Raw genomic sequence first — 19,958 nt, forward strand, 5'->3', positions numbered from 1 at the left:
CGGCTCAGTCCTTCACGAAGAGCTTGCGCGGCACATTGGCCAGGCATTCGACGCCGGTCCCGGTGATGAGGATGGACTCGGTGATCTCCAGGCCCATCGTCTCCAGCCAAAGGCCGGTCATGAAATGGAAGGTCATGCCGGGCTTGAGCTCGGTGCGATCGCCGGGGCGCAGGCTCATGGTGCGCTCGCCCCAGTCCGGCGGATAGGATAGGCCGATCGAATAGCCGGTGCGGTTGTCCTTGACGATGCCGTACTTCTTCAGCACGGCGAAGAAGGCGTTGGCGATGTCCTCGCAGGCATTGCCGGGTTTCGCCGCCGCAAGCCCCGCTTCCATTCCTTCCAGCGTCGCCTTCTCGGCGTCGAGAAAGGCCTGGGTCGGCTTGCCGAGGAAGACGGTGCGCGACAGTGGCAAGTGATAGCGGTTGTAGCAGCCGGCGATCTCGAAGAACGTGCCCTCGCCCGCCTTCATCGGCTTGTCGTCCCAGGTGAGGTGCGGCGCCGAGGCGTCGGCGCCGGATGGCAGCAGCGGCACGATCGCCGGATAGTCACCGCCGATACCGTCGACGCCGCGCGTGCCGGCGTCATAGATCTCGGCGACGAGATCGCATTTGCGCATGCCGACCTCGACCTTGTCGACGATACGCTGGTGCATCGCCTCGACGATGCGCGCGGCCTTGCGCATGTAGTCGATCTCGGTCGGGCTCTTTATCGCGCGCTGCCAGTTCACCAGTGCGGTGGCGTCGGCGAAACGGGCGTTGGGCAGGTGCTTCTGCAGCGCGGCGAAGGCGGCGGCCGAGAACCAATAATTGTCCATCTCGACGCCGATCGAGAGCTTGTCCCAGCCGCGCTCGGCGAGCACGCCGGCGAGATAGTCCATCGGGTGGCGCTCGGTCGACTGCACATAATGGTCGGCGTAGCCGATGATGTTGTCATGCGCGAGATAAGCGGTGCGCCTGGCGCCATTGGCGTCCTGGCCGCGGCCATACCAGACGGGCTCGCCCGAAGGCGGCACGATGACCGCCTGATGCACGTAGAAGGACCAGCCGTCATAGCCCGTCAGCCAGGCCATGTTTGAGGGATCGCTGACGATCAGAAGATCGACGCCCTTCGCCTCCATGGATTGCCGTGTCTTGGCGAGGCGATCGGCGAATTCGCTGCGCGAAAATTTCAGGTTTGGCTGCATTTTGTTGATCCTCGTTTGTTGGGCCTGTTTCCTGTTTGAGCGTGACCTGTCACGCTCGCGGCCAGCATCAGCTTTCAAAAATCGTGCCGGTGTTCGCGGCCCGCGCGCGGTCACGGGCCAGCGTGGCGATCGCCGTGTCCTGCACGCCGGTGCCGGTGAGATCGGCGATGGTGATGTCGCCGGCAGAGCGACGTCCCGTCTTCAACCCGGCGATGATCTGCCCGAGTTCGGTGACCTCGGCGTCGGCCGTCATCACGCCGGCCGCGATCGCATGGTGGAGCTCGCCGAGACGCCGCGTCTGTTTGGTGCTGTCGGCGACATAGAGATCGGCCATGCGCAGGATCGCGGGCGCGATCTCGTTCTTGTGCTCCGCATCCGAGCCCATCGCGGTGATGTGCTGGCCGGCGGAGACAAAGCCCGGCTTGATCAGCGGTTCGGTCGACGGCGTGGTGGTAACGATGATGTCGGCGCCGGCAGCCGCTTTCGCCGCGTCCGGTTCGGCGCGCACAACGATACCGAGCCTTTCACGCAGGCGGGCGGCGGTCGCCTCGGCCTTGCCGGCGTCGCGTGCCCAGATACGCGCTTCCTCGATCGGCCTGATAAGGCGGAGCGCCTCCAATTGCAGCCCAGCCTGCAAGCCGGCGCCGAAGACCGCCGCCACCCCAGAGTCTTCGCGCGACAAATGCTTGGCCGCAACAGCGCCTGCGGCAGCGGTACGGACATCCGTGAGATAGCCATTGTCGAGCAGCAGCGCTTCGACCACGCCGGTCCTGGCCGAAAGCAGCACCATCATGCCGCCGCCGCTCGGCAGGCCGAGCGCCGGATTGTCGAAGAAGCCCGAGCTGATCTTGACGGCGAAACCGTCTATCCCCGGCACATAAGCGGACTTCACGTCGACCTCGCCACGATGCTCGTGAATGTCGAGCCGCAGAATCGGCGGCATCACCACGGGCATGGTGGCCAAGGCGCGAAAGGCGTTTTCAACGCAAGCGACCGTCTCCAGGTCGAGCGTCACGATTTTGCGCAGCTCCGCCTCGCTGAGGATCGTCATGCGGCTCATGCGGCGCGCTCCACCGTCTGCTGCATGGCAAAGGGCGGCGTTCCCTCACACCCCCCTCTGGCCTGCCGGCCATCTCCCCCGCAAGGGGGGAGATCAGCCCGAACCTCTGCTTTCGCCAATCTCCAGCACCGCAAGAAAAGCGGCGGCGGCGATACAGCCAATCTCCCCCCTTGCGGGGGAGATGTCCGGCAGGACAGAGAGGGGTTGGCGGGAACTCGACGTGGGAGATTTTTCATGCGGCGCTCTCCTTGGCGGTCAGTTCGCCACACACAATCCGGCGGTGCAGATCCATGTCGATGTTGCGGCCGGAAAGAATGAGAACCGTCGGACCGCCAACCTTCGCCTTGCCGGCCAGCAACGCCGCGATGCCCATGGCGCCCGCGCCCTCGACGATCTCGCGCTCCTGCGCATAAGCGTGGCGGATGCCGGCGGCGATCTCGTCCTCGGTGAGCAGGACGACATCGTCGAGAAGGTTGCGGCACATGGTGAAGGTCAGCCGGTTATCGAGGCCGATGCCCCCGCCGAGCGAATCCGCCAGCGTCGGCAGTTCCTCGACCTGAACCGGATGGCCGGCATCGAGGCTCGCTTTCATCGCAGCACCCCGCTCCATCGAGATGCCAATGACCTTCGTGCCTGGACTGATCCCTTTGACAGCCTCCGCGACGCCAGCCGCGAGACCGCCGCCAGAGAGCGGCACCAAGACAGCGGCGGCGTCCGGGACCTGCGCCATGATCTCCAGGCCGAGCGTGCCTTGCCCGGCGATGATTTCGGGATGGTCGAAGGGCGGCAGCATGACCAGCCCCTCTTCCTTAACCAGCCTGTCTACTTCCTGCTGTGCGTCGTCCTGGCTGTTGCCGACGATGCGCACCTCCGCGCCAAGGTCCCGGATGGCAGCAAGCTTGTTCTGCGGCACCAGCTTCGACATGCAGATCACGGCGCGCATGCCTTCGAGCTTCGCCGCGTGCGCCAGCGCCCGGCCATGATTGCCGGTGGAGGCAGCGACAACGCCTCGCGATCGCTGTTCAGGGCTCAGTACGGCGATGGCGTTCGAGGCGCCACGCAGCTTGAAGGCGCCGGTTGTCTGATGATGCTCCAGCTTGAGATAGACGGGATGTCCGGCACGATTGGAAAGGCTTTGCGACAACACCGTCGGCGTCCGCTCGACCTTGCCGCAAATGCGTCCGCGCGCGGCCCGAATATGCTGAAGTGTGACAGCCATGCCGGTCACGCAGCCAGCGGCTTGGTCAGCAGCCGGCCGAACTCGGGCCGTGGCGTGTCGTCACCGCAAAGCCGCAGGCAATTCCAGGCGCTGGCCTGGTTGCTTGTGACAACCGGGCGGCCAATCGCTTCCTCCATGCCGGGCACCGCAAGTGCCGCGCGCAACGCGGTGCAGGAGACGAACAGCGCGTCGGCCTGCGGATGCATGGCCTTGCGCGCCAGTTCGACAAGCGACGCAGGCGTGATGCGCGCCATCTCGCGATCGTCCTCGAAGCCCAGGCAAGTGAAGCTCTTGATGTCGAAACCGTGGCCGGCGAAATAGGCAGCCATCGGCCGGCTGGTCTCGACGGTGTAGGGTGTGAGGATGCTGATGCGCTCGACGCCGAAGGCATTGAGACCGCGCACTCCGGCCATGGGCGGCGTCACGACCGGAACGCCAGGCTTGGCCGCCTGGATCGCGGCTTCGATCTCGGCATCGCCGATTACCACCGAAGCGGACGTGCAGGAGTAGCAGACGGCATCGAGCGCTTCGTCGGGCAGGATGAGTGCCGCGCCGGCCGAAAGCGACGGCTGCATCTTGCGCAGGTTCTCCGGTGTCGTGGGATTGGCATAGGGAATGCGCGCGACGTAGACGCCGATCCGCTCGCTGGCCACCATGCGGCGGAAGTCGACCTCGCTGGTGTGGTCGGTGGCGAGCGCGATCAGGCCGACACGCTTTTGCAGTGGGCGCTGGTCGAGAACGGGGGGCGTGGTTTCGAGCCGGATTTCGGGCAAGGGCTTCATGACTTTCATCTCTCGATCTTGCCGTAGCGGCGTTCCAGCCAGCGCAGGAGCACGACCGAACAGAGGCTGATGACGAGGAAGAAGGCGCCGACCAGCGTGATCGGCTCCAGGTAGCGATAGTAGGTGTTGGCCACGCTCTTGGCCTGGTTCATCAGTTCCAGGACGGTGATCGCCGAGAGCAACGGCGTCTCCTTGAACATGGCGATGAAGTAGTTGGCCAGGGCCGGGATCATCGGCGGAATGGCCTGCGGAATGATGATGTGCGACCAGGTCTGCCTGGCGTTGAGATTGCACGCCTTGGCGGCTTCCCACTGGCCGCGCGGCACATTGTCGATGCCGGCGCGATAGACCTCGGCCGTGTAGGTGCCGTAGTGCAGCCCGAGCCCGATGACGCCGGCCACCAGTGGCGGCAGCAGGATGCCGATATCGGGCAGCACGTAGAAGATGAAGTAGAGCTGCACCAGAAGCGGCGTGCCGCGGATGAATTCGGCGGCCCAGCCGACTGTGCGCGACAAGGCCTTGTTGGGCGAGCGGCGCGCAAGCGCGATGCCGAGCCCGACGACCGCCGCCAGCACCGAGCCGAGCAGCGTCGCCAGGATGGTGATCTTAACCCCCTGGACGAGGGTCGGCATGATCTGCCGGACGAAATCCCAATCCCAGTCCATTATTTGGCCCAATCCATTACCTGGCCCAATCCATCAGACGCGCACCCCATCGAGGCCGCGTGCCAGGCGGCGCTCCAGCGAGCGCACGCCCCACGAAATGAGCAGCGCCAGGATGAAATAGATGACGAGGATGGTGGTGAACGGCACCATGGTGTTGCCGGTCTGGGCGCGCACCACCTGCGCCTGGAAGGTCAGGTCGGCAAGCGAGATCAGCGAGACGACCGATGTCGCTTTCAGCAGTTCGATGGCGTTGTTGCCGAAGGTCGGCAGCATGACCAGAAAGGCTTGCGGCAGGATGACGTGGCGCATGCCCTGCCAGCGGCCGAGATTGAGCGCGATGCAGGCCTCATGCTGTTCCCGCCCGATCGACTGCACGGCGCCGCGCACCACCTCGGCGGCATAGGCACCGACATTTAGACCCAGCGCAAGCACGCCGGCCTGCAGCGGGGTGAGTTCCAAACCCACCAGCGGCAACACGAAATAGGCGAAGAACAACTGCACGAAGATCGAGGTGCCGCGGAAGAATTCGATATAGGCCGTGGCGATGGCGCGCACGATTAAGAAGCGCGACAGGCGGCCCATGCCGGCAAGAAAGGCCATGATCAGCGCCAGCACCGACCCCATCAGCGTCAGCTCGATGGTGACAAGCGCTCCCTGCAATATCAGGCCGAAATAGCCGGACCACTGGGTCATTCGGGTTCCACGTTTGCGGTTAGCTTCCTTCTCCCCGTTCAACGGGGAGAAGATGCCGGCAGGCAGATGAGGGGCAGCGCTAACTTCTCCACACTTGGCGCCGCCCCTCATCCGTCACTTCGTGACACCTTCTCCCCGTGAACGGGGAGAAGGGAAAAATTGCGAGCTACTTCGCCGCGCAGAGCTTGTCGCGCGTGGTCGACATCGCCGCCGCCGCAGAGAAACCGTAGGGCTCGATGATCTTGGCGAAGTCGCCTGACTTCTTCATCTTGGCGAGCTCGACATCGAAAGCGTCGCGCAACGCCTCGTCGCCCTTCTTGAAGGCCGCGCCGTCGCAATAGACCGGCGCGCCCTGCACCGGCGCGATGACTTCGAGGTTCGGGTCGCTGGCCTTCTTCATCAGATCATTGATGGAGAGCACTGGCAGCGAGTAGGCGTCGATGCGGCCATCCTGCACCATCTTCAGGCCGCTCTGGCCGTCAGGCACGACGATGACGCGTTCACGCGGCACGCCGGCATTGAGCGCCAGCTTTTCCTCGGTGCCGCCGCCCGGCGCGCCGATCGTGGCCGACGTGTCCTTGGCGATATCCTCATAGCTCTTGAATTTCTTGGGATTGCCCTTCTTCACCAGCATCGCCTCGGCATCGCACAGCACCGGTTCGGAGTAGGCAACCGCCGCGCAACGCTCCGGCTTCATGAACAGGCCGGCCGTCACGACATCGAAGCGGCCGGCCTGCAGGCCAGGAATCATGGCGCCATATTCGGAGATCGAGGCGACGACATCGGCGACGCCGAGCCGTTTGAAGATCTCGCGCGCCACGTCGGGCGCCGCGCCTGAAACCTTGCCGTCGGCGGCGACCGCCGTGTACGGCGGCTCGTTGGCGATGGCCAGGCGGGCAAAACCCTGCGACTTCAGTTGCTCGAGCTTGCTGTCGTCGGCCGAGCCCGGGATCGAGGCGGCGAGGACCGCCGTAAGCGCAAGGCCGGCGACGCCGGCCAGAATGCCAAGTTTCTTCATTGTTCCCAACTCCTTGTTTCTTGTCTTGGTTTGCTCGTTCGTTCGGACGGCCTCGCCGCCCATGACATGGCGGTCAGACGCGATGCCCGGCCGCGATGATCTTCTTCAGGAAGGCTTGCGTGCGCTCCTGCTTGGGATGGCGGAAAATCTCGTCGGGCTTGCCTTCCTCGACGATGCGGCCGCGGTCGAAAAACAGCACCCGATCGGCGAAATCGTGGGCGAAACCCATCTCGTGGGTGACGAGCAGCATGGTCATGTCGGTCTCGGCGCATAGCCGCCACAGCACGTTGAGCACTTCCTCGACCAGTTCCGGGTCGAGCGCCGATGTGACTTCGTCGAACAGCATGATCTTGGGCTGCAGCGCGAGCGCGCGGGCGATGGCAACGCGCTGCTTCTGGCCGCCCGAGAGCTGTGCCGGCATCGCCTTGGCCTTGTCGGCCATGCCCACCATGTCGAGCAGTTCCATCGCCCGCTTCTCGGCAGCGGCGCGCGCCACTCCCTTGGTCAGCATCGGCGCCAGCGTCACATTGTCGATGACGCTCTTGTGCGGAAACAGGTTGAACAGCTGGAAGACCATGCCGATCTTCTGCCGCATCCTGGCGAGATGCCGCTCGTCGGCCGGCAGCAACTGTCCGTTGCGCTCCATGTGGTAGAGGTGCTCGCCCTCGATCTGAATATGACCGCCGTCGATACGCTCGAGCGTCATCAGGATGCGCAGGATCGTCGTCTTGCCCGAGCCGGACGGGCCGATCAGCGCCAGCTTCTCGCGCGGCATGACCTGCATCGACAGGCCGTCCAGCACCTTGAAGGCGCCGAAGCTCTTCGAGATGGCGTCGACCTTGATGATGGGCGCGGCTGTGGACAAGTGAATTTCCCCTTCTGGAGAAGCCTGTGCCCTTAACGATGCGGAACGCGCCAAATCATGTCAATTGATAAAATAATATCATGACAATTATTCTGATTGCGCTCAATTCCGCGGCACTGTCGGCCTAAATCGCCAGCAGCAGATGCTCCGGATCGCCAAGCAGCAGCTTGGTGACAACGCCGAGGCCGGCGCGCAGTTCCCCTTCGGTGGTCGAGCCCAGCGAGATGCGCACCGCCGGATGCCAGGGCGCGTCGGAGATGCGGAAGGATGTGCCCGGCGCGATCGCCACACCCTGCAACCGGGCCTGGGCGACGAAACTTTCCTCGGCCCGGTCGGCAGGCAGTTCCAGCCACACATGCAAAGCATCGCGCCGGGAGCGGCAATCGACGCCGGCGAGCACTTCGGCGGCAATGTCCTGCCGCCGCCGCAGCGCCGCGCGCTGCCAGCGCACCAGGTCCATCGCGGTGCCGTCGGCCACCCATTTGGTGGCGATCTCGGCCACCATCGGCGTCGCCATCCAGTTGGACACCAGATGGCGGTTGGCGACGGCGGCGACATAGCGGTCGGGCGCCGCGAGATAGCCGATGCGCAGGCCGGGCACGGTAATCTTGGTGAAGGAGGTGACGTAGAGCGTGCGCTCCGGCGCGAAGGCGGCCACCGGCGGCGGCCGGTCCTCGACCAACGGACCCAGCACATCATTCTCGATGATGGCGATGTCGTGCTTGCGCGCAACGGCAGCGATCTCGGCGCGCCGCGCCGCATCCATGAGCGTCGCGGTGGGATTGATGACCGAAGGCTGGACGAAAACCGCGCGGATGTCGGAATGCCGGCACGCCTCGTCCAGCGCTTCCGGAATGAGGCCATTGCCATCGATCGGCAGGCCTTCGAGGTTGAAGCCGAGATAGCGCGCCAGCGGCACCAGCGTGTGATGGCCGATGGCCTCGGTGGCAACCGTCGAGCCCGGCGGCGCGACGCTCATCAGCGCCACCGTCATGCCGGCGGTCGCGCCGTTGGTCAGACTGACGTTCTGCGCCGAAACCTCGAGCCCGCACAGCTTCAGCCATTCGACGGCCACTGCGCGGTGGCGCGGAAACACCACGTTCGGCCGGAAGGACAATGCCGAACTCGACGGCAGGTTCTCCGCCAGCCAGCCAAGCGCCTGTTTCATGCGCTCCAGATGCATCGGCTCGCAGACGGGCTTGAGGATCGAAAGATCGATGACTTCGCCCAGGCGCTCCGGCAGATAGGGCGGCTCCGGTTCACGGCGCTGGGTCTGGACGAAGCTGCCGCGGCCGATCTCGCCCGAAATCAGGCCGCGCCGGATCAGTTCCTCGTAGGCACGGCTGACCGTCTGCACCGACAGTTTCAGGTCATCGGCCAGGCGACGATGGGTCGGCAGCCTTGCGCCATTGGCAAGGCGCCCGTCATGAATGGCGCGCGCGAACTGGTCGGCCAGCGATTGATACGCCGGACGCCGGATCAGCGCTGGATCGGGTTGCCACAATGTCATGACTTATTAGAGATCTAAATCAGTGCAATTGACAATCGAAATAATGCGCCATCATGGTATCGTGGACGAAAAAGTGAGCCAGAATGACTGCCGCAAAACTCGACGCGATCGACCTCAGGATTCTCGACGCCATCCAGCGCGACGGACGCATCACCAAGCTGGCGCTGGCCGAACAGGTCGGGCTGTCGCCGACGCCATGCTGGATGCGATTGCGCAAGCTGGAGAAGGCCGGCATCGTTTCGGGCTATCATGCGCGGATCGCCATGCGCGTGTTGGCGCCGGTCGCCACCGTTCTGATGGAAGTGACGCTGGCCAGCCACCGCCAGGCCGATTTCGACCGCTTCGAGCGCATCATCCGCGACATTCCAGAGATCGTCGCCTGCTGGTCGGTGGGCGGCGGCGTCGACTATTTGCTGAAGGTCATGGCGCGTGACATCGATGCCTATCAGCGGCTGGTGGACGACCTGCTCGGGCGTGAGATCGGTATCGATCGCTATTTCACCTATATCGTCACCAAGACGGTGAAGGAGGACACCGTGCTGCCTGTGGCCGAATTGCTGCCGCAGCAATCCTGACCTGGAGAGATCGGCTGCGGCCGCCGGCCAATTGAGACAATCTCTCCACCGATGGGTGCCGAAAAAGCCTCCTTTTTCGCTCATGGCGTCCGATGCTTTGGACATCCAAGGAGAAATCGATGTCCGCGCACCCATGACCAGGACCGTTCCGACAACGATGGCCGCCGTGCAGCTTACCGGCCATGGCGGCCTGGAGAAGCTCGTCTACCGCACCGATGTGAAGGTGCCCGTGCCTGCCGCCGGCGAAGTGCTGGTCAGGGTCAGCGCCTGCGGCATGAACAACACCGATGTCTGGGTGCGCCAGGGCGCCTATGGCACGGAGGAAGATGCCGCCGCCGTATCGACCTGGCGCCGGCAAGGCAATACGCTCACCTTCCCGCGCATCCAAGGCACCGACACGGTGGGCACCATCGTTGCTGTCGGCGATGGCGTGCCTGACGGTCGGATCGGCGAGCGCGTCATGGTCGATTTCTCCATCTACAACCGCGACGACGATTCCCTTGCCGACATAGACTATATGGGCCATGGCCGCGACGGCGGTTATGCCGAGTATCAGGCGCTGCCGGCGGCGAACGCACATCTCGTCGACACCGATTTGAGCGATATCGAACTCGCCACCTTCTGTTGCGCCTATCTCACCGGCGAGCAGATGCTGGAGCGCGCGGCGCTGAAGGCCGGAGAGCGGGTGCTCGTCACCGGCGCGTCGGGCGGCGTCGGCTCCGGCATCGTGCAACTGGCGAGGGCGCGCGGCGCAATTCCCTATGCCTTGGTCGGCAGGGGCAAGGAACAGGCGGTGCTCGATATCGGCGCCGAGAAGGTGATCACGCGCGGCGTGGCGGACCTGCCGGCAGCTGTCGACAAGGCGACCGCCGGCCAACCCATCGACGTGGTCGCCGACCTGGTCGGCGGGGCGATCTTCAACGATCTTTTGCGGATCCTGCGACCCGAGGGCCGCTACACCACAGCGGGCGCCATCGCCGGCCCGGTCGTGCAACTGGACCTGCGAACCCTGTATCTGAAACAGCTTCAGCTCAACGGATCGAGCCAGGGCACGCGCGCGGATTTCAGCCGCATCGTGCACTACATCGAGCAGAAGAAAATCAAGCCTTTGGTGGGCGGCGTCTATAAACTGTCGGATTTCCACCGCGCCCAGACTGACTTCATGGGCAAGGAGTTTGTCGGCAAGCTGGTCGTGGTGCCGGACGCGATGTGGGGCAACGAACGGTATTGTTGAGCCGGGCCAAACGGACGGCCCTGTAATCAAAAATTGCAGCTTCGCGCTCATGTAGCTCGACCAAGAGCTGCAACAGTTATCGACTTGTAATGGGAGGTGCTTTTCCCTGCGCCCACTTCTTGAACTTCCCAAGAATGCCCCAGACGGAAAGCCCGATAAAAATGGGCATCCAGAGATGATGCTGCCACGAGGGCAGAAGCTCTGAGGCCTGCTTCATGTCCTGCCGTCGAAGGCCGCTCACAGGAAATCGCGCCGTCAATCAGCATCGACTACCAGGTAGCTATGCTTTCAATTTCTTACACAGCGCGGCAGTGCATTGGATTGGGCTTAAATGCACGCTATCGCGCACACTGACCACAACGGATACGAGCCCGCTGAAAAGTTGGCGGGACAATCTGACCTCGCACTCGACAACGCCGCACCCTCTCAGATGCGGTCCCCTGACGCCGGGTCGAAGAAATGCGCGGTCGACTTTCGCAGCGACAGCATGACGGTCTCGTCCGGCCGTAAACTGACGCGCTCGCGCAGCACGCAGACGATCTCGTGGCCGGCCATTTCGACAGAAAGATGCGTCTCGGCGCCCGTTGGCTCGACGACGATTACCCTTGCCGCTGCGCCGGTTGTGCTGTCGATCTGAATGTCTTCCGGACGCACGCCTAGCACGAGGCGTCGCCCTACGGCTGCGGCAGGAATGGCTGACAGCGGGATGATCGATCCGTTGTCCAGTTCGAGGCCGGGATGCGGATTGTCGCGCGCCGTTCCTTCGATGAAATTCATCGCCGGCGATCCAAGAAAGCCGGCGACGAACATGTTGACCGGCCGGTCGTAGAGCTCGAGCGGGCTTCCGACCTGCTCGATCCTGCCCCCGTTGAGCACCACGATCTTATCGGCCATCGTCATCGCCTCGATCTGGTCGTGGGTGACATAGACGATGGTCGATTTGAGCCGCTGGTGCAGTGCCTTGATCTCGGTGCGCATCTGCACACGCAGCTTGGCGTCGAGGTTGGAGAGCGGCTCGTCGAACAGGAATACCTTGGGATCGCGCACGATGGCGCGACCCATGGCGACGCGCTGGCGCTGGCCGCCGGACAACTGGCGCGGATAACGCGTGAGCAGAGGCTGCAGCCCCAGGATCGACGCCGCCGTGTCTACCTTTTCCTTGATCTCGGCCTTCTTGATGCCGGCGAGTTCGAGGGCGAAGCCCATATTCTGCGCGACGGTCATCTGTGGATAGAGCGCATAGTTCTGGAAAACCATGGCGATGTCCCGTTCCTTTGGCTGGAGATGGTTGACCACCCGCTCGCCGATCGAAATCTCGCCGCCCGAGATGGTTTCGAGCCCGGCGATCATGCGCAGCAGGGTCGATTTTCCGCAGCCCGAAGGGCCGACCAGGATCACGAATTCGCCATCCTCGATATCGACGCTGACCCCATGGATTACCGGCGCCGCGCCGTAGGACTTCTTCACGTCAACGATCTGGACAGATGACATCGAGGTACCTCATTTCAAGAGCAACTCCAGGAAAGGCGTGAAGCGGTTTTCCGTTTGGGATTGCGTCAAAACAAAGAGACAGAGCGGTTCAGTGTTTTCCGTGAAAGGCTGAACCACTCTAACGTCGTGGCCTTACGCGGATGGCTTGATAGGGTTTGCCGGGCAATTCGACCGCGAAGGCAGCATCAGCCTTGCCGCCGCGCACGACCGAGCCGTGGCGTGTGGGATGCGGGATCGGCGCCGCCACCGTCTTGGCCGGCGTCACGGTCATCTCCCAGGCGTCGATTATGTCGACGTCGTAGTCGCCATCTTCGAGCGGCAGGCCGGTCGACCAGATGACCGGCTGATGCTCGCCGAGGTAAATGTAGCGCAGAGCACCGTCGCTGGCGCCAGAAACACGGCTCCACGGCCAGGCGCTGTTGTGGCCCATCGGCTCGAGCCCGTTCTCGACGTCCTCTTCGATGAGACCGCGCAGGAAGCCGATCCGTTTCCACGCTTCGCCGTGAAGGCTGCCGCCTTTGGCCCACCAGATGAGATCCTGAGGGTGCATGTAGGTTTCGCCGTGGCCCGCATAGCCGCCGCGCATGACGGTGATCCAGAAGCGATGCACCAGTTCCCGGGCGGTAATGCTGCCCCATGGGAAGATGATGTTACCTTCATATTCGGGCTCATCGTTGACGACCGGTTTGCCGTAGGCGTCGCGCCATTCGGGCGTGCGTTTCACATCCCAGTTCTGGATGCAGACGTGGCTGACCCATGGTTTGCGGTGGTCGAAATTCATCGACTGGTCGCCATTGTGGATCGATTTCAGGTGTTGGTAGGGGTCGTTTTCCTCCAGGATATGGAAATAGCGGTCCCACTGCGCCATTGGCTTGGTGTCGAGCAGGAAATCATATTCGTTGGCCAGCGACCACCAGACGTTGCGGTAGGAGGCAAGCCGCGCGGCGAGGTAGGCGACATAGCGAAAATCCTGAGCCGCGCTCATGTCGGCATAGCCCCAACGGTCATAGGGATGGAAGATGATGATATCGGCTTCGATGCCGAGATCGCGCAACGCGCCGACCTGCTCCTCGAAATGACGGAATGCAATGGGGTTCGGCCGGTCGAAATCTTCCTTGCCGTCCGCTCCCGCCTCGAAGATCGCGTGCAGCGCCGGATTGGTGTTGAAGGGATAGTCCTTGGGGAAGACACCCATCCGCAGCTTGTTGAAGCGTGCCTTCTCCAGGGTCGCCAGTGTCTCGGCCTGCATGTCGAGGGGTTGGTGCGTCCAGGCGTAGCAAGTGGTGCCGAACGGGAAGTAGGGCGTGCCATCGGCGTACGCGAAATGGAATTTGTTGCGCACATGCACCGGGCCGTGATTGCCGGACGAAGGCGCCACAGCCTCGAAGGCGCCGCCCTTGCCCGCAAGCGACGAGGTGTTGGAGTGCGTGATGTAGCTCCAGCTGCCTTCATTGTCCGGCATGAAACGGATGCGATAGGTGCCGTCGCCATCGTAGAAGCCGGGAACCACAATGCTGCGGCTGGCTTGCGAAAAGCTGGCGGACAGGTCGATCTCGACAAAGGGGTTGCCCTCCGCTGGCCCCTTCAGTGCGATTTCGAATATGTTCCATTTCTCGACTGTCGTGTCGTGGGCCATGCGTGGTTCCTTGCGTTGCTTATTCCTTGACCGCGCCGGAGGTCAGCCCCGAGACGAAGTAGCGCTGGAAGATGAGATAGACGATCGCCGCCGGCAGCACCGTCATCACGATCGCAGCGTTGAGCTGGCCGTAGTCGCGGGCGAACTGGCTCTGGAACGACATCAGGCCAAGGGGCAGCGTCCAGCGCTGAGGGTCCTGAAGGATGACCAGCGCCATGGCGAATTCGTTCCAGGTGGCGACGAAGTCGAGGATAAGCAGGGCCGCCAGCACCGGCAGCGACACCGGCAGAAAGATGCGTCGGAAAACGGTGAAGTGCGACGCACCGTCGATAAGCGCCGCCTCGCTCAGTTCCTTCGGCACGTCCTTGAAGAAACCGTGCAGGATGAAGACCTGGTAGGGCACCCCGAAGGCGAGATAGGGCAGGATGATGCCGACATAGGTATTGATCAGCCCAAAGCTGTTCACCTGTTTGAAGATCGGCGCCAGCATCACCTGGAACGGGATCATCGTACCGAACACGATGGCAAGGAAGATCGCCTTGTGCCCCCAGAACTGAATGCGGCTCAACGAATAAGCGGCCATCGCGGATATCATCAGCCCGAGCGGCACCTTGATGACGGTGATGATGGTGCTGTTGACGACCGTCGTGCCGAAATTGCCGCGCCGCCAGGCATTGGTGAAATTCTCCCAGGCGACGCTGGTCGGTGGCGAGAATGCGCCGCTCCCCATTACTGTCGCGTTCGATTTCAGCGACGTGAAAATGATGAAGACGAACGGCGCGATCCAGATCACGGCAACGATGATCAGCGTGATCCACAGAGCCACGAGCAGCGGATCCACGCGCTCCGCGCCGGCCTGGCGAAAAGGACTGGCGAGGCCGCTCATTGATAGGCCTCATGCCGCTTTAACGTCCAGCGCAGGTAGGGGACAACGATGACAACGGTGATGAGCAGAAGCACCACCGAAATGGCGCTGCCGCGGCCGAAGTCACCGAGCTGCATGGCTTGTGTATAGGCCCACATGGCCAGCATCTGCGTCGATTGCGCCGGTCCGCCGCCGGTCATGCCGTAGACGATGTCGAAGGCCTTCAGCGAGTTGATCAGCGACAGGATCAGGACGATGGTGACGGTGGGCCTCAGCGCCGGCAGCGTCACGTAGCGGAACACCTGGAAGCGTCCCGCGCCATCGATGCGGGCGGCTTCGATCAGCGTTTGAGAGACGCCTTGCAGCCCGGCCAGGAACAACACCATGGAGAAGCCCGCGACCTCCCAGACATAGCCTATGAAGACCGAATAGAGCGCGACGTTGCGGTCGCCCAACCAATCCTGGATCAAGTTGGTCCATCCCGCTGTGGTGAGCAGGCTGTTGAAGAGCCCGAAGAACGGGTCGAACATCCAGCGCCACATGGTTGCCACCGCGATCGGCGCGATGATCACGGGCATGTAGAACAAAGCCCGCAGTGGCGAACGGCCAGGAATGTTCTGGTTGAGACCGAGCGCCAGCCCAAAGCCGATCAGCGGTGGAAAGATCACGGAGAGCGCTGTCCAGATCAGCGTGTTCCGGAACGCGACCCAGAACACCGGATCGACGGCGAGCACGTAGCGGTAATTGTCGAGTCCAACCCATTGCTTGTCCGCGTTCAGTCCATTCCATTTCATGAAACTGAACTGGATCACGTCGATCATCGGGTAGAAGGCAAAGACCGCGTAGACCAGCACCGCGGGTGCCAGCAGCATCAATCCCTGCAGGGTCGGATCCTGCAGTTTCCGGCGAAGCTGGCCTGACCGGGCTGGCGCTCGCGCATGGTGATCGGCGGCGGAAATGTTCACGGCCATGTCCCGTTCAGGAGCGGTGCGAAAGAATCGGCTGGCCGGCCCCGGACTGCGGCTTGTCGGGACCGGCGATCGCCAAGTTCAAGATCAGCTGCGGTTGCCGATGAATTTCTGCAGTTCGGCGGCCGCTGCCTTGGGGTCGAGATTGTCGCTCGCGACTTCGTTGATCACCCGGAAATATTCGGTGGTGACATCAAGCGGAAAGGCCTGGTCGCCATTGACGAATGTCGACGGGAACTTGCCGAAGATCTCGATCCATTTCTGATCGAGTGGCTCCGTGCTCGTGTATTTCACGTTCTTGTTGACCGAGATCGAGCCGAAGTCGCCGAGGTGCTTCTGCTGCACCTCGGTGGATTCCAGATAGTTCAGGAATTTGGCGGCGATATCGGGATTTTTGCTCTTGGTCGAAATGTAGTTGTACTCGGCGAAACCATAGAGGCGGTCCGTGCCCGTCGGAAACGGGAACACATCGAAATCGGCTGTGCGGTTCTCGCCCTTGAGCTGACCCACCAGCCAGTCGCCTTCAAGCATCATGGCGGCCCGATTGCCGAGGAAGAGATTGAACGACTGCGCCTGATCGATGCCCATGAATGGCTTCAGCGTGTAATTCGACGTCCATTTGTGGAGTTCCTCAAAGGAGGCCGTAACGCATGCCTCGTCAGCCCAGCTCACCCGCATGCCCATCAGTTGGTCGTGCTTCTCGACGCCGCATTTGGTTTCCAGGATCATGTCCATGAGACGCATGACGTGCCAGTTGACGGTTCCGCCAAAGGTGATCGCCGGAATGCCGGCAGCCTTGAGCTTCTCGGCGTCGGCGACGAGCTCATCATAGGTCGCGGGCGCCGTGGTGATGCCGGCCTTCTCGAACAGCGCCTTGTTGTAGTAGAGCGCCTCGCCATGGAACGTGTAGGGTAGGCCGTGGCGCCCGCCCTCATATTGCTTGGAAAAGGACAGCGCGGAAGAAAGAAACTCGTCATCCCATTTGTATTCAGCGTAGTATTTGTCGAGCGGCAGACTGAGCCCCGCCTTGACGAATTCGCCGCCCAGGCCAAGGCCGCCCCAACTGAAGAAGATATCCGGACCCTGGTCCGAGCCGGCCGCAACGCGCAGCGCCGACTTGTGCTCATCGACCCCGCGGCCCTCGACCTTGATAGTGACCCCCGGATTGGCGGCCTCGAAGTCCTTGACGATGTCAGCCCAGGCCTTGTTGGCGGAATCGTTGGCGAAGGTCAAAGTCCAGACCTTGACCTCCTGGGCCGATGCCGCGCCAGTGAACATCATCGCGATCGCACCCAAACGCGCTACGCTTTGAAGTTTCCTCGATGATTTCATGTTCTCCTCCCTGGCTAAACCTACCTGCACCTCCAAACCCTAGTAGCAATCATCATCATGTCAACTGGTATAATGAGATAAGGACTTGGATGTACCTGTAGCTCACCCGCCCAAAGAACGGGACATGATGGATCGGAGCGCATGAAAGCAGCGCGTTTTCGACGGTGTTGGGTGTGGGTTCAAATTCGGCGGAGACGTCGAAGTAATCACAAAAGGCCCCCGGCCGCGTCTTCGCGGCTAGGTGTGAATGAAAGAATCGAACCAGAGCGACGACACAGCCGCGGGCCTATGCCGTCAAGTCGCGGCAGGATAATCCGCATAGCCCTTGCTTCCAGGCGTATAGAAGGTTGCCTCGTCGCTTTCGGCAAAGGGCACGTTGCGGCGAATGCGTTCCACCAGATCCGGGTTGCCGACAAAGGCGCGGCCGAACGCAACCAGATCAACGCGGCCGGCTTGCAACTCCGCCTCAGCGGATTGCGGGGTGTAGCCCGCAGCCCCGATCACCCGCCGGGAGAAAATCCTGCGCGCAGTGTCGATCACCTCACCGTCGAGCGCACTCGCCTTCATCTGGATGTTGCCGCTAACAACCGGTCGAATGATGTGGACGTAGCCAATACCCGCCTCCTCCGCAGTGCGCAGCATCGCTTCGTATTTGGCAGCGGGATTCTCGTCGTCGATCTCGTTGAACTTGCCGTAGGGCGACAAGCGCACCCCGACGCAAGCCGGATCGTAAACGCTGGTCATGGCCTTGAGCACCTCTTCCATGAAGCGCATGCGCTTTTCGAGCGATCCACCCCAGTCATCGGTACGCAGATTGGTGTTGGACGAGGCGAATTGGTCGACAATGTAGCCATTGGCGCCATGCAGTTCGACCCCGTCGAAGCCCGCGGACTTGGCGTTCTGGCATGCCGAGCGATACGACTCGACGACACCGCGAATGTCTTCCTCAATCATTTCGCGCGGAGTGGGATTTTCGGTAAGGCCGCCGGAGACGTCGGTATAGATCGGCATCTTCGGCTTCACCGCGGACGGGGCGATCGGATAGCAGCCCTCCGGCTGGTTGTCCGGATGGGCAATGCGGCCGCAATGCCAAAGCTGGATAACGGCCTTGGCACCGCCGGCATGGATCTGGTCGACGACCTCGCGCCACAAGGCGGTCTGCTTTTTCGTCCATATGCCCGGGGTCCGCGGGTAGCCGGTTGCCTCCGGGCTCACCTGGGTAGCCTCGCAGATCACGAGACCCGCGCCACTGCGCTGTCCATAATATAACGGCGCTTGCTCGTTGGGGCTGAAGTCCGGCTGAGCCCGATTGCGGGTCAACGGCGGCATAACGACGTGGCTGTTGAGCTCCCAAGGCCCGAACTTCGCCGACGACAAAAGCTTTTCGAACACTCTAGCTCCTCTCAATGCATCGGGTGCCCGCGCCCCGCTTTCATGGAGCAACGAAGCACACGTCTTTTGATTAGTCAATTACAAATGAATTTGTCTTTATCACATTACGCCTGTTGATCATCAAAGCAGTGACAGGCGCCCCCTTGCGCGTGTGAGCGAACTCCCGAAAGGGCCATTCACAAAGCGTCGGCAAGCGCGATGGCACCCCGAAACGGCGACGGATCGACATCTTCTGCGCAGCAAAATGGTGAGCTCCATGCAGCAAGATCCAGCGACGAGGCGAATGTAGCCTCAAAAATCACGTTTGACTAATGCAAATCAATTATCTTTTATCGATCGATCCTTGTTGATCACTGGGCGTGCGCGAACTGCGACAATTCTCAGTTTGTCAGATGAGCGATCGGCCGGCTCGGGTCGGATCGAGCCGTTTCTGCTTCGTGCCAGGCTTGCCCCAGCAGAACGAAGCTGATCAGAAGCAGGATGATCGTTACGACGAAGTTGAAGCCTCTCACATCGACGCGGCGAACCAACCGGACGCCTAGCCAGCTCGACAATACGGCGACCGGCACAAAGATCGCGCTCGTCAGCAGGTGATCGAGACTGAACAGACCAAGCGCTGCGTAGCTCGGCAGCTTCATCGCGTTCAGCGCCGCGAAGTACATCACGCTCGTGCCGACATAAACCTCCTTGGCAAGCCGTTTCGGCCAAACGTAAATCTGAAAAGGCGGCGAGCCGGCGTGAGCAACCGCACTCGCGAAACCGCCTGCGGCGCCGGCGCCGATGCCAAGCAGCTTGTCGAAGCTGTAGTTTGCCGCGAGTGCGGGAGCGCCCTTGGCATGAATGACGAGTTGCCAGACCGAGAAAATCAGCGAAACGACGCCGAGCGCGCACTGTATGCCCCATTCGGGCATGCTTGAAGCGAGCAGATATGCCGCGACGATGCCGACTGCCCCGCCCGGTATCATCGTGACGAGAAGCCGCCGGTCGAAACTGCGTCGATAGAGGAACACGGCAACCGGGTCCTGTACCAACATGACCGGCAACATCAGGCCCGCGGCAGTCACCGGATCGGTCACCAAGGCGACCATCGGCGTACTGACCATACCGATTCCGGCGAACCCGCCCTTCGAGAGACCGAGAATTGTTACCGCGACGGACATCACGATGTAGAAGGTCAGGCTCGCATGCATTCCTGTCGCCGCACATTTGCCGGCACCGAGCCGGATTGCCTGGAGCCGGTTACTTAGTCGGTCGGATCATGGCTGACCACTCCGCCAACCGCCTGGAGGTTACCGGGGTCGACCTTGCCCGCGCATCGAGACCCGGAACATCCCGAGGAGCATCGGCACGTGCCGGATCGTAACGGCGACCACGATCGCCAGCGCCTGCACGAGAAGCTGCACCGAGGTCTCGGCGCCCAAGGCGAGCACCATCTGGCCCAATTGCGCCATGAACAGCGCGGCTACGCCA

Annotated in this window: 18 protein-coding genes and 1 pseudogene; 2 read left to right on the plus strand and 17 right to left on the minus strand. The window is 62.4% G+C overall.

The genetic code is table 11. The annotated features are described in order from the left end of the window. Window positions 1–4: 4 nt before the first annotated feature. The 9 genes from doeA to ehuR form a co-directional block, all read right to left on the minus strand. Window positions 5–1,183 (minus strand): ectoine hydrolase DoeA, encoded by a 1,179-nt coding sequence (gene doeA / locus FFS37_RS15315; RefSeq protein WP_137931782.1) that lies wholly within the window; start codon window positions 1,181–1,183, stop codon window positions 5–7. A gap of 67 nt (window positions 1,184–1,250) precedes the next feature. Beyond that, on the minus strand, window positions 1,251–2,243 hold the full coding sequence (locus tag FFS37_RS15320; protein WP_137931783.1) for a cyclodeaminase: 993 nt from the start codon (window positions 2,241–2,243) through the stop codon (window positions 1,251–1,253). A 232-nt stretch (window positions 2,244–2,475) separates the two neighbouring features. Further along, window positions 2,476–3,462 (minus strand): hydroxyectoine utilization dehydratase EutB, encoded by a 987-nt coding sequence (eutB, locus tag FFS37_RS15330; protein ID WP_137931784.1) that lies wholly within the window; start codon window positions 3,460–3,462, stop codon window positions 2,476–2,478. Window positions 3,463–3,467: 5 nt separating this feature from the next. Beyond that, entirely contained in the window at window positions 3,468–4,244 is a 777-nt protein-coding gene (eutA, locus tag FFS37_RS15335) for an ectoine utilization protein EutA (RefSeq protein ID WP_137931811.1), read from the minus strand. 5 nt (window positions 4,245–4,249) lie between these two features. After that, window positions 4,250–4,909 carry an ectoine/hydroxyectoine ABC transporter permease subunit EhuD gene (gene ehuD, locus FFS37_RS15340; protein ID WP_137931785.1) on the minus strand — a complete coding sequence of 220 codons (660 nt, stop codon included), beginning with the start codon at window positions 4,907–4,909 and terminating at the stop codon, window positions 4,250–4,252. Window positions 4,910–4,942: 33 nt separating this feature from the next. Further along, the gene (gene ehuC, locus FFS37_RS15345; protein WP_137931786.1) at window positions 4,943–5,602 is read right to left on the minus strand and encodes an ectoine/hydroxyectoine ABC transporter permease subunit EhuC; all 660 of its coding nucleotides are present in this window, start codon (window positions 5,600–5,602) and stop codon (window positions 4,943–4,945) included. A gap of 166 nt (window positions 5,603–5,768) precedes the next feature. Further along, window positions 5,769–6,620: an ectoine/hydroxyectoine ABC transporter substrate-binding protein EhuB gene (gene ehuB / locus FFS37_RS15350; protein WP_137931787.1), complete on the minus strand. Its 852-nt coding sequence runs from the start codon at window positions 6,618–6,620 to the stop codon at window positions 5,769–5,771. A 73-nt stretch (window positions 6,621–6,693) separates the two neighbouring features. After that, on the minus strand, window positions 6,694–7,485 hold the full coding sequence (gene ehuA / locus FFS37_RS15355; RefSeq protein ID WP_137931788.1) for an ectoine/hydroxyectoine ABC transporter ATP-binding protein EhuA: 792 nt from the start codon (window positions 7,483–7,485) through the stop codon (window positions 6,694–6,696). Between the two features lie 124 nt (window positions 7,486–7,609). Beyond that, window positions 7,610–8,995 (minus strand): MocR-like ectoine utilization transcription factor EhuR, encoded by a 1,386-nt coding sequence (gene ehuR, locus FFS37_RS15360; RefSeq protein ID WP_137931789.1) that lies wholly within the window; start codon window positions 8,993–8,995, stop codon window positions 7,610–7,612. A gap of 83 nt (window positions 8,996–9,078) precedes the next feature. Between ehuR and FFS37_RS15365 the strand changes: the two genes are divergently transcribed. After that, window positions 9,079–9,570 carry an Lrp/AsnC family transcriptional regulator gene (locus FFS37_RS15365; protein ID WP_137931790.1) on the plus strand — a complete coding sequence of 164 codons (492 nt, stop codon included), beginning with the start codon at window positions 9,079–9,081 and terminating at the stop codon, window positions 9,568–9,570. A gap of 133 nt (window positions 9,571–9,703) precedes the next feature. Further along, window positions 9,704–10,804 carry an alcohol dehydrogenase family protein gene (locus tag FFS37_RS15370; protein WP_137931791.1) on the plus strand — a complete coding sequence of 367 codons (1,101 nt, stop codon included), beginning with the start codon at window positions 9,704–9,706 and terminating at the stop codon, window positions 10,802–10,804. Window positions 10,805–11,230: 426 nt separating this feature from the next. Here FFS37_RS15370 and FFS37_RS15375 read toward each other — a convergent pair whose 3' ends face one another. From FFS37_RS15375 to FFS37_RS15410, 8 genes and pseudogenes are all read right to left on the minus strand, one after another. Continuing rightward, window positions 11,231–12,295 (minus strand): ABC transporter ATP-binding protein, encoded by a 1,065-nt coding sequence (locus FFS37_RS15375; protein ID WP_137931792.1) that lies wholly within the window; start codon window positions 12,293–12,295, stop codon window positions 11,231–11,233. 118 nt (window positions 12,296–12,413) lie between these two features. Continuing rightward, entirely contained in the window at window positions 12,414–13,931 is a 1,518-nt protein-coding gene (locus FFS37_RS15380; RefSeq protein WP_137931793.1) for a DUF5060 domain-containing protein, read from the minus strand. A 19-nt stretch (window positions 13,932–13,950) separates the two neighbouring features. Further along, window positions 13,951–14,817 (minus strand): carbohydrate ABC transporter permease, encoded by an 867-nt coding sequence (locus FFS37_RS15385; RefSeq protein ID WP_137931794.1) that lies wholly within the window; start codon window positions 14,815–14,817, stop codon window positions 13,951–13,953. Further along, window positions 14,814–15,767, minus strand: coding sequence for a carbohydrate ABC transporter permease (locus tag FFS37_RS15390; RefSeq protein WP_137931795.1), 954 nt, complete (start codon window positions 15,765–15,767; stop codon window positions 14,814–14,816). The genes FFS37_RS15385 and FFS37_RS15390 overlap by 4 nt, the downstream gene beginning before the upstream one ends. An 84-nt stretch (window positions 15,768–15,851) precedes the next feature. Then, the gene (locus FFS37_RS15395) at window positions 15,852–17,096 is read right to left on the minus strand and encodes an ABC transporter substrate-binding protein (RefSeq protein WP_137931796.1); all 1,245 of its coding nucleotides are present in this window, start codon (window positions 17,094–17,096) and stop codon (window positions 15,852–15,854) included. A 294-nt stretch (window positions 17,097–17,390) separates the two neighbouring features. Continuing rightward, entirely contained in the window at window positions 17,391–18,488 is a 1,098-nt protein-coding gene (locus FFS37_RS15400) for an alkene reductase (RefSeq protein ID WP_137931797.1), read from the minus strand. Between the two features lie 380 nt (window positions 18,489–18,868). Beyond that, window positions 18,869–19,678 carry a sulfite exporter TauE/SafE family protein gene (locus tag FFS37_RS15405; protein ID WP_137931798.1) on the minus strand — a complete coding sequence of 270 codons (810 nt, stop codon included), beginning with the start codon at window positions 19,676–19,678 and terminating at the stop codon, window positions 18,869–18,871. Between the two features lie 99 nt (window positions 19,679–19,777). Continuing rightward, window positions 19,778–19,958 (minus strand): annotated as a pseudogene (locus FFS37_RS15410) (hypothetical protein); the annotation flags it as partial.

This window comes from Mesorhizobium comanense (assembly GCF_005503535.1).
Lineage (GTDB): Bacteria > Pseudomonadota > Alphaproteobacteria > Rhizobiales > Rhizobiaceae > Mesorhizobium > Mesorhizobium comanense.

Excerpts from the sequence above, each read along its gene's own strand:
- doeA (WP_137931782.1), bottom strand. The coding sequence starts at position 1,183 with ATGCAGCCAAACCTGAAATTTTCGCGCAGCGAATTCGCCGATCGCCTC.
- FFS37_RS15320 (WP_137931783.1), bottom strand. The coding sequence starts at position 2,243 with ATGAGCCGCATGACGATCCTCAGCGAGGCGGAGCTGCGCAAAATCGTG.
- eutB (WP_137931784.1), bottom strand. The coding sequence starts at position 3,462 with ATGGCTGTCACACTTCAGCATATTCGGGCCGCGCGCGGACGCATTTGC.
- eutA (WP_137931811.1), bottom strand. The coding sequence starts at position 4,244 with ATGAAGCCCTTGCCCGAAATCCGGCTCGAAACCACGCCCCCCGTTCTC.
- ehuD (WP_137931785.1), bottom strand. The coding sequence starts at position 4,909 with ATGGACTGGGATTGGGATTTCGTCCGGCAGATCATGCCGACCCTCGTC.
- ehuC (WP_137931786.1), bottom strand. The coding sequence starts at position 5,602 with ATGACCCAGTGGTCCGGCTATTTCGGCCTGATATTGCAGGGAGCGCTT.
- ehuB (WP_137931787.1), bottom strand. The coding sequence starts at position 6,620 with ATGAAGAAACTTGGCATTCTGGCCGGCGTCGCCGGCCTTGCGCTTACG.
- ehuR (WP_137931789.1), bottom strand. The coding sequence starts at position 8,995 with ATGACATTGTGGCAACCCGATCCAGCGCTGATCCGGCGTCCGGCGTAT.
- FFS37_RS15365 (WP_137931790.1), top strand. The coding sequence starts at position 9,079 with ATGACTGCCGCAAAACTCGACGCGATCGACCTCAGGATTCTCGACGCC.
- FFS37_RS15370 (WP_137931791.1), top strand. The coding sequence starts at position 9,704 with ATGACCAGGACCGTTCCGACAACGATGGCCGCCGTGCAGCTTACCGGC.
- FFS37_RS15375 (WP_137931792.1), bottom strand. The coding sequence starts at position 12,295 with ATGTCATCTGTCCAGATCGTTGACGTGAAGAAGTCCTACGGCGCGGCG.
- FFS37_RS15380 (WP_137931793.1), bottom strand. The coding sequence starts at position 13,931 with ATGGCCCACGACACGACAGTCGAGAAATGGAACATATTCGAAATCGCA.
- FFS37_RS15385 (WP_137931794.1), bottom strand. The coding sequence starts at position 14,817 with ATGAGCGGCCTCGCCAGTCCTTTTCGCCAGGCCGGCGCGGAGCGCGTG.
- FFS37_RS15390 (WP_137931795.1), bottom strand. The coding sequence starts at position 15,767 with ATGGCCGTGAACATTTCCGCCGCCGATCACCATGCGCGAGCGCCAGCC.
- FFS37_RS15395 (WP_137931796.1), bottom strand. The coding sequence starts at position 17,096 with ATGAAATCATCGAGGAAACTTCAAAGCGTAGCGCGTTTGGGTGCGATC.
- FFS37_RS15405 (WP_137931798.1), bottom strand. The coding sequence starts at position 19,678 with ATGCATGCGAGCCTGACCTTCTACATCGTGATGTCCGTCGCGGTAACA.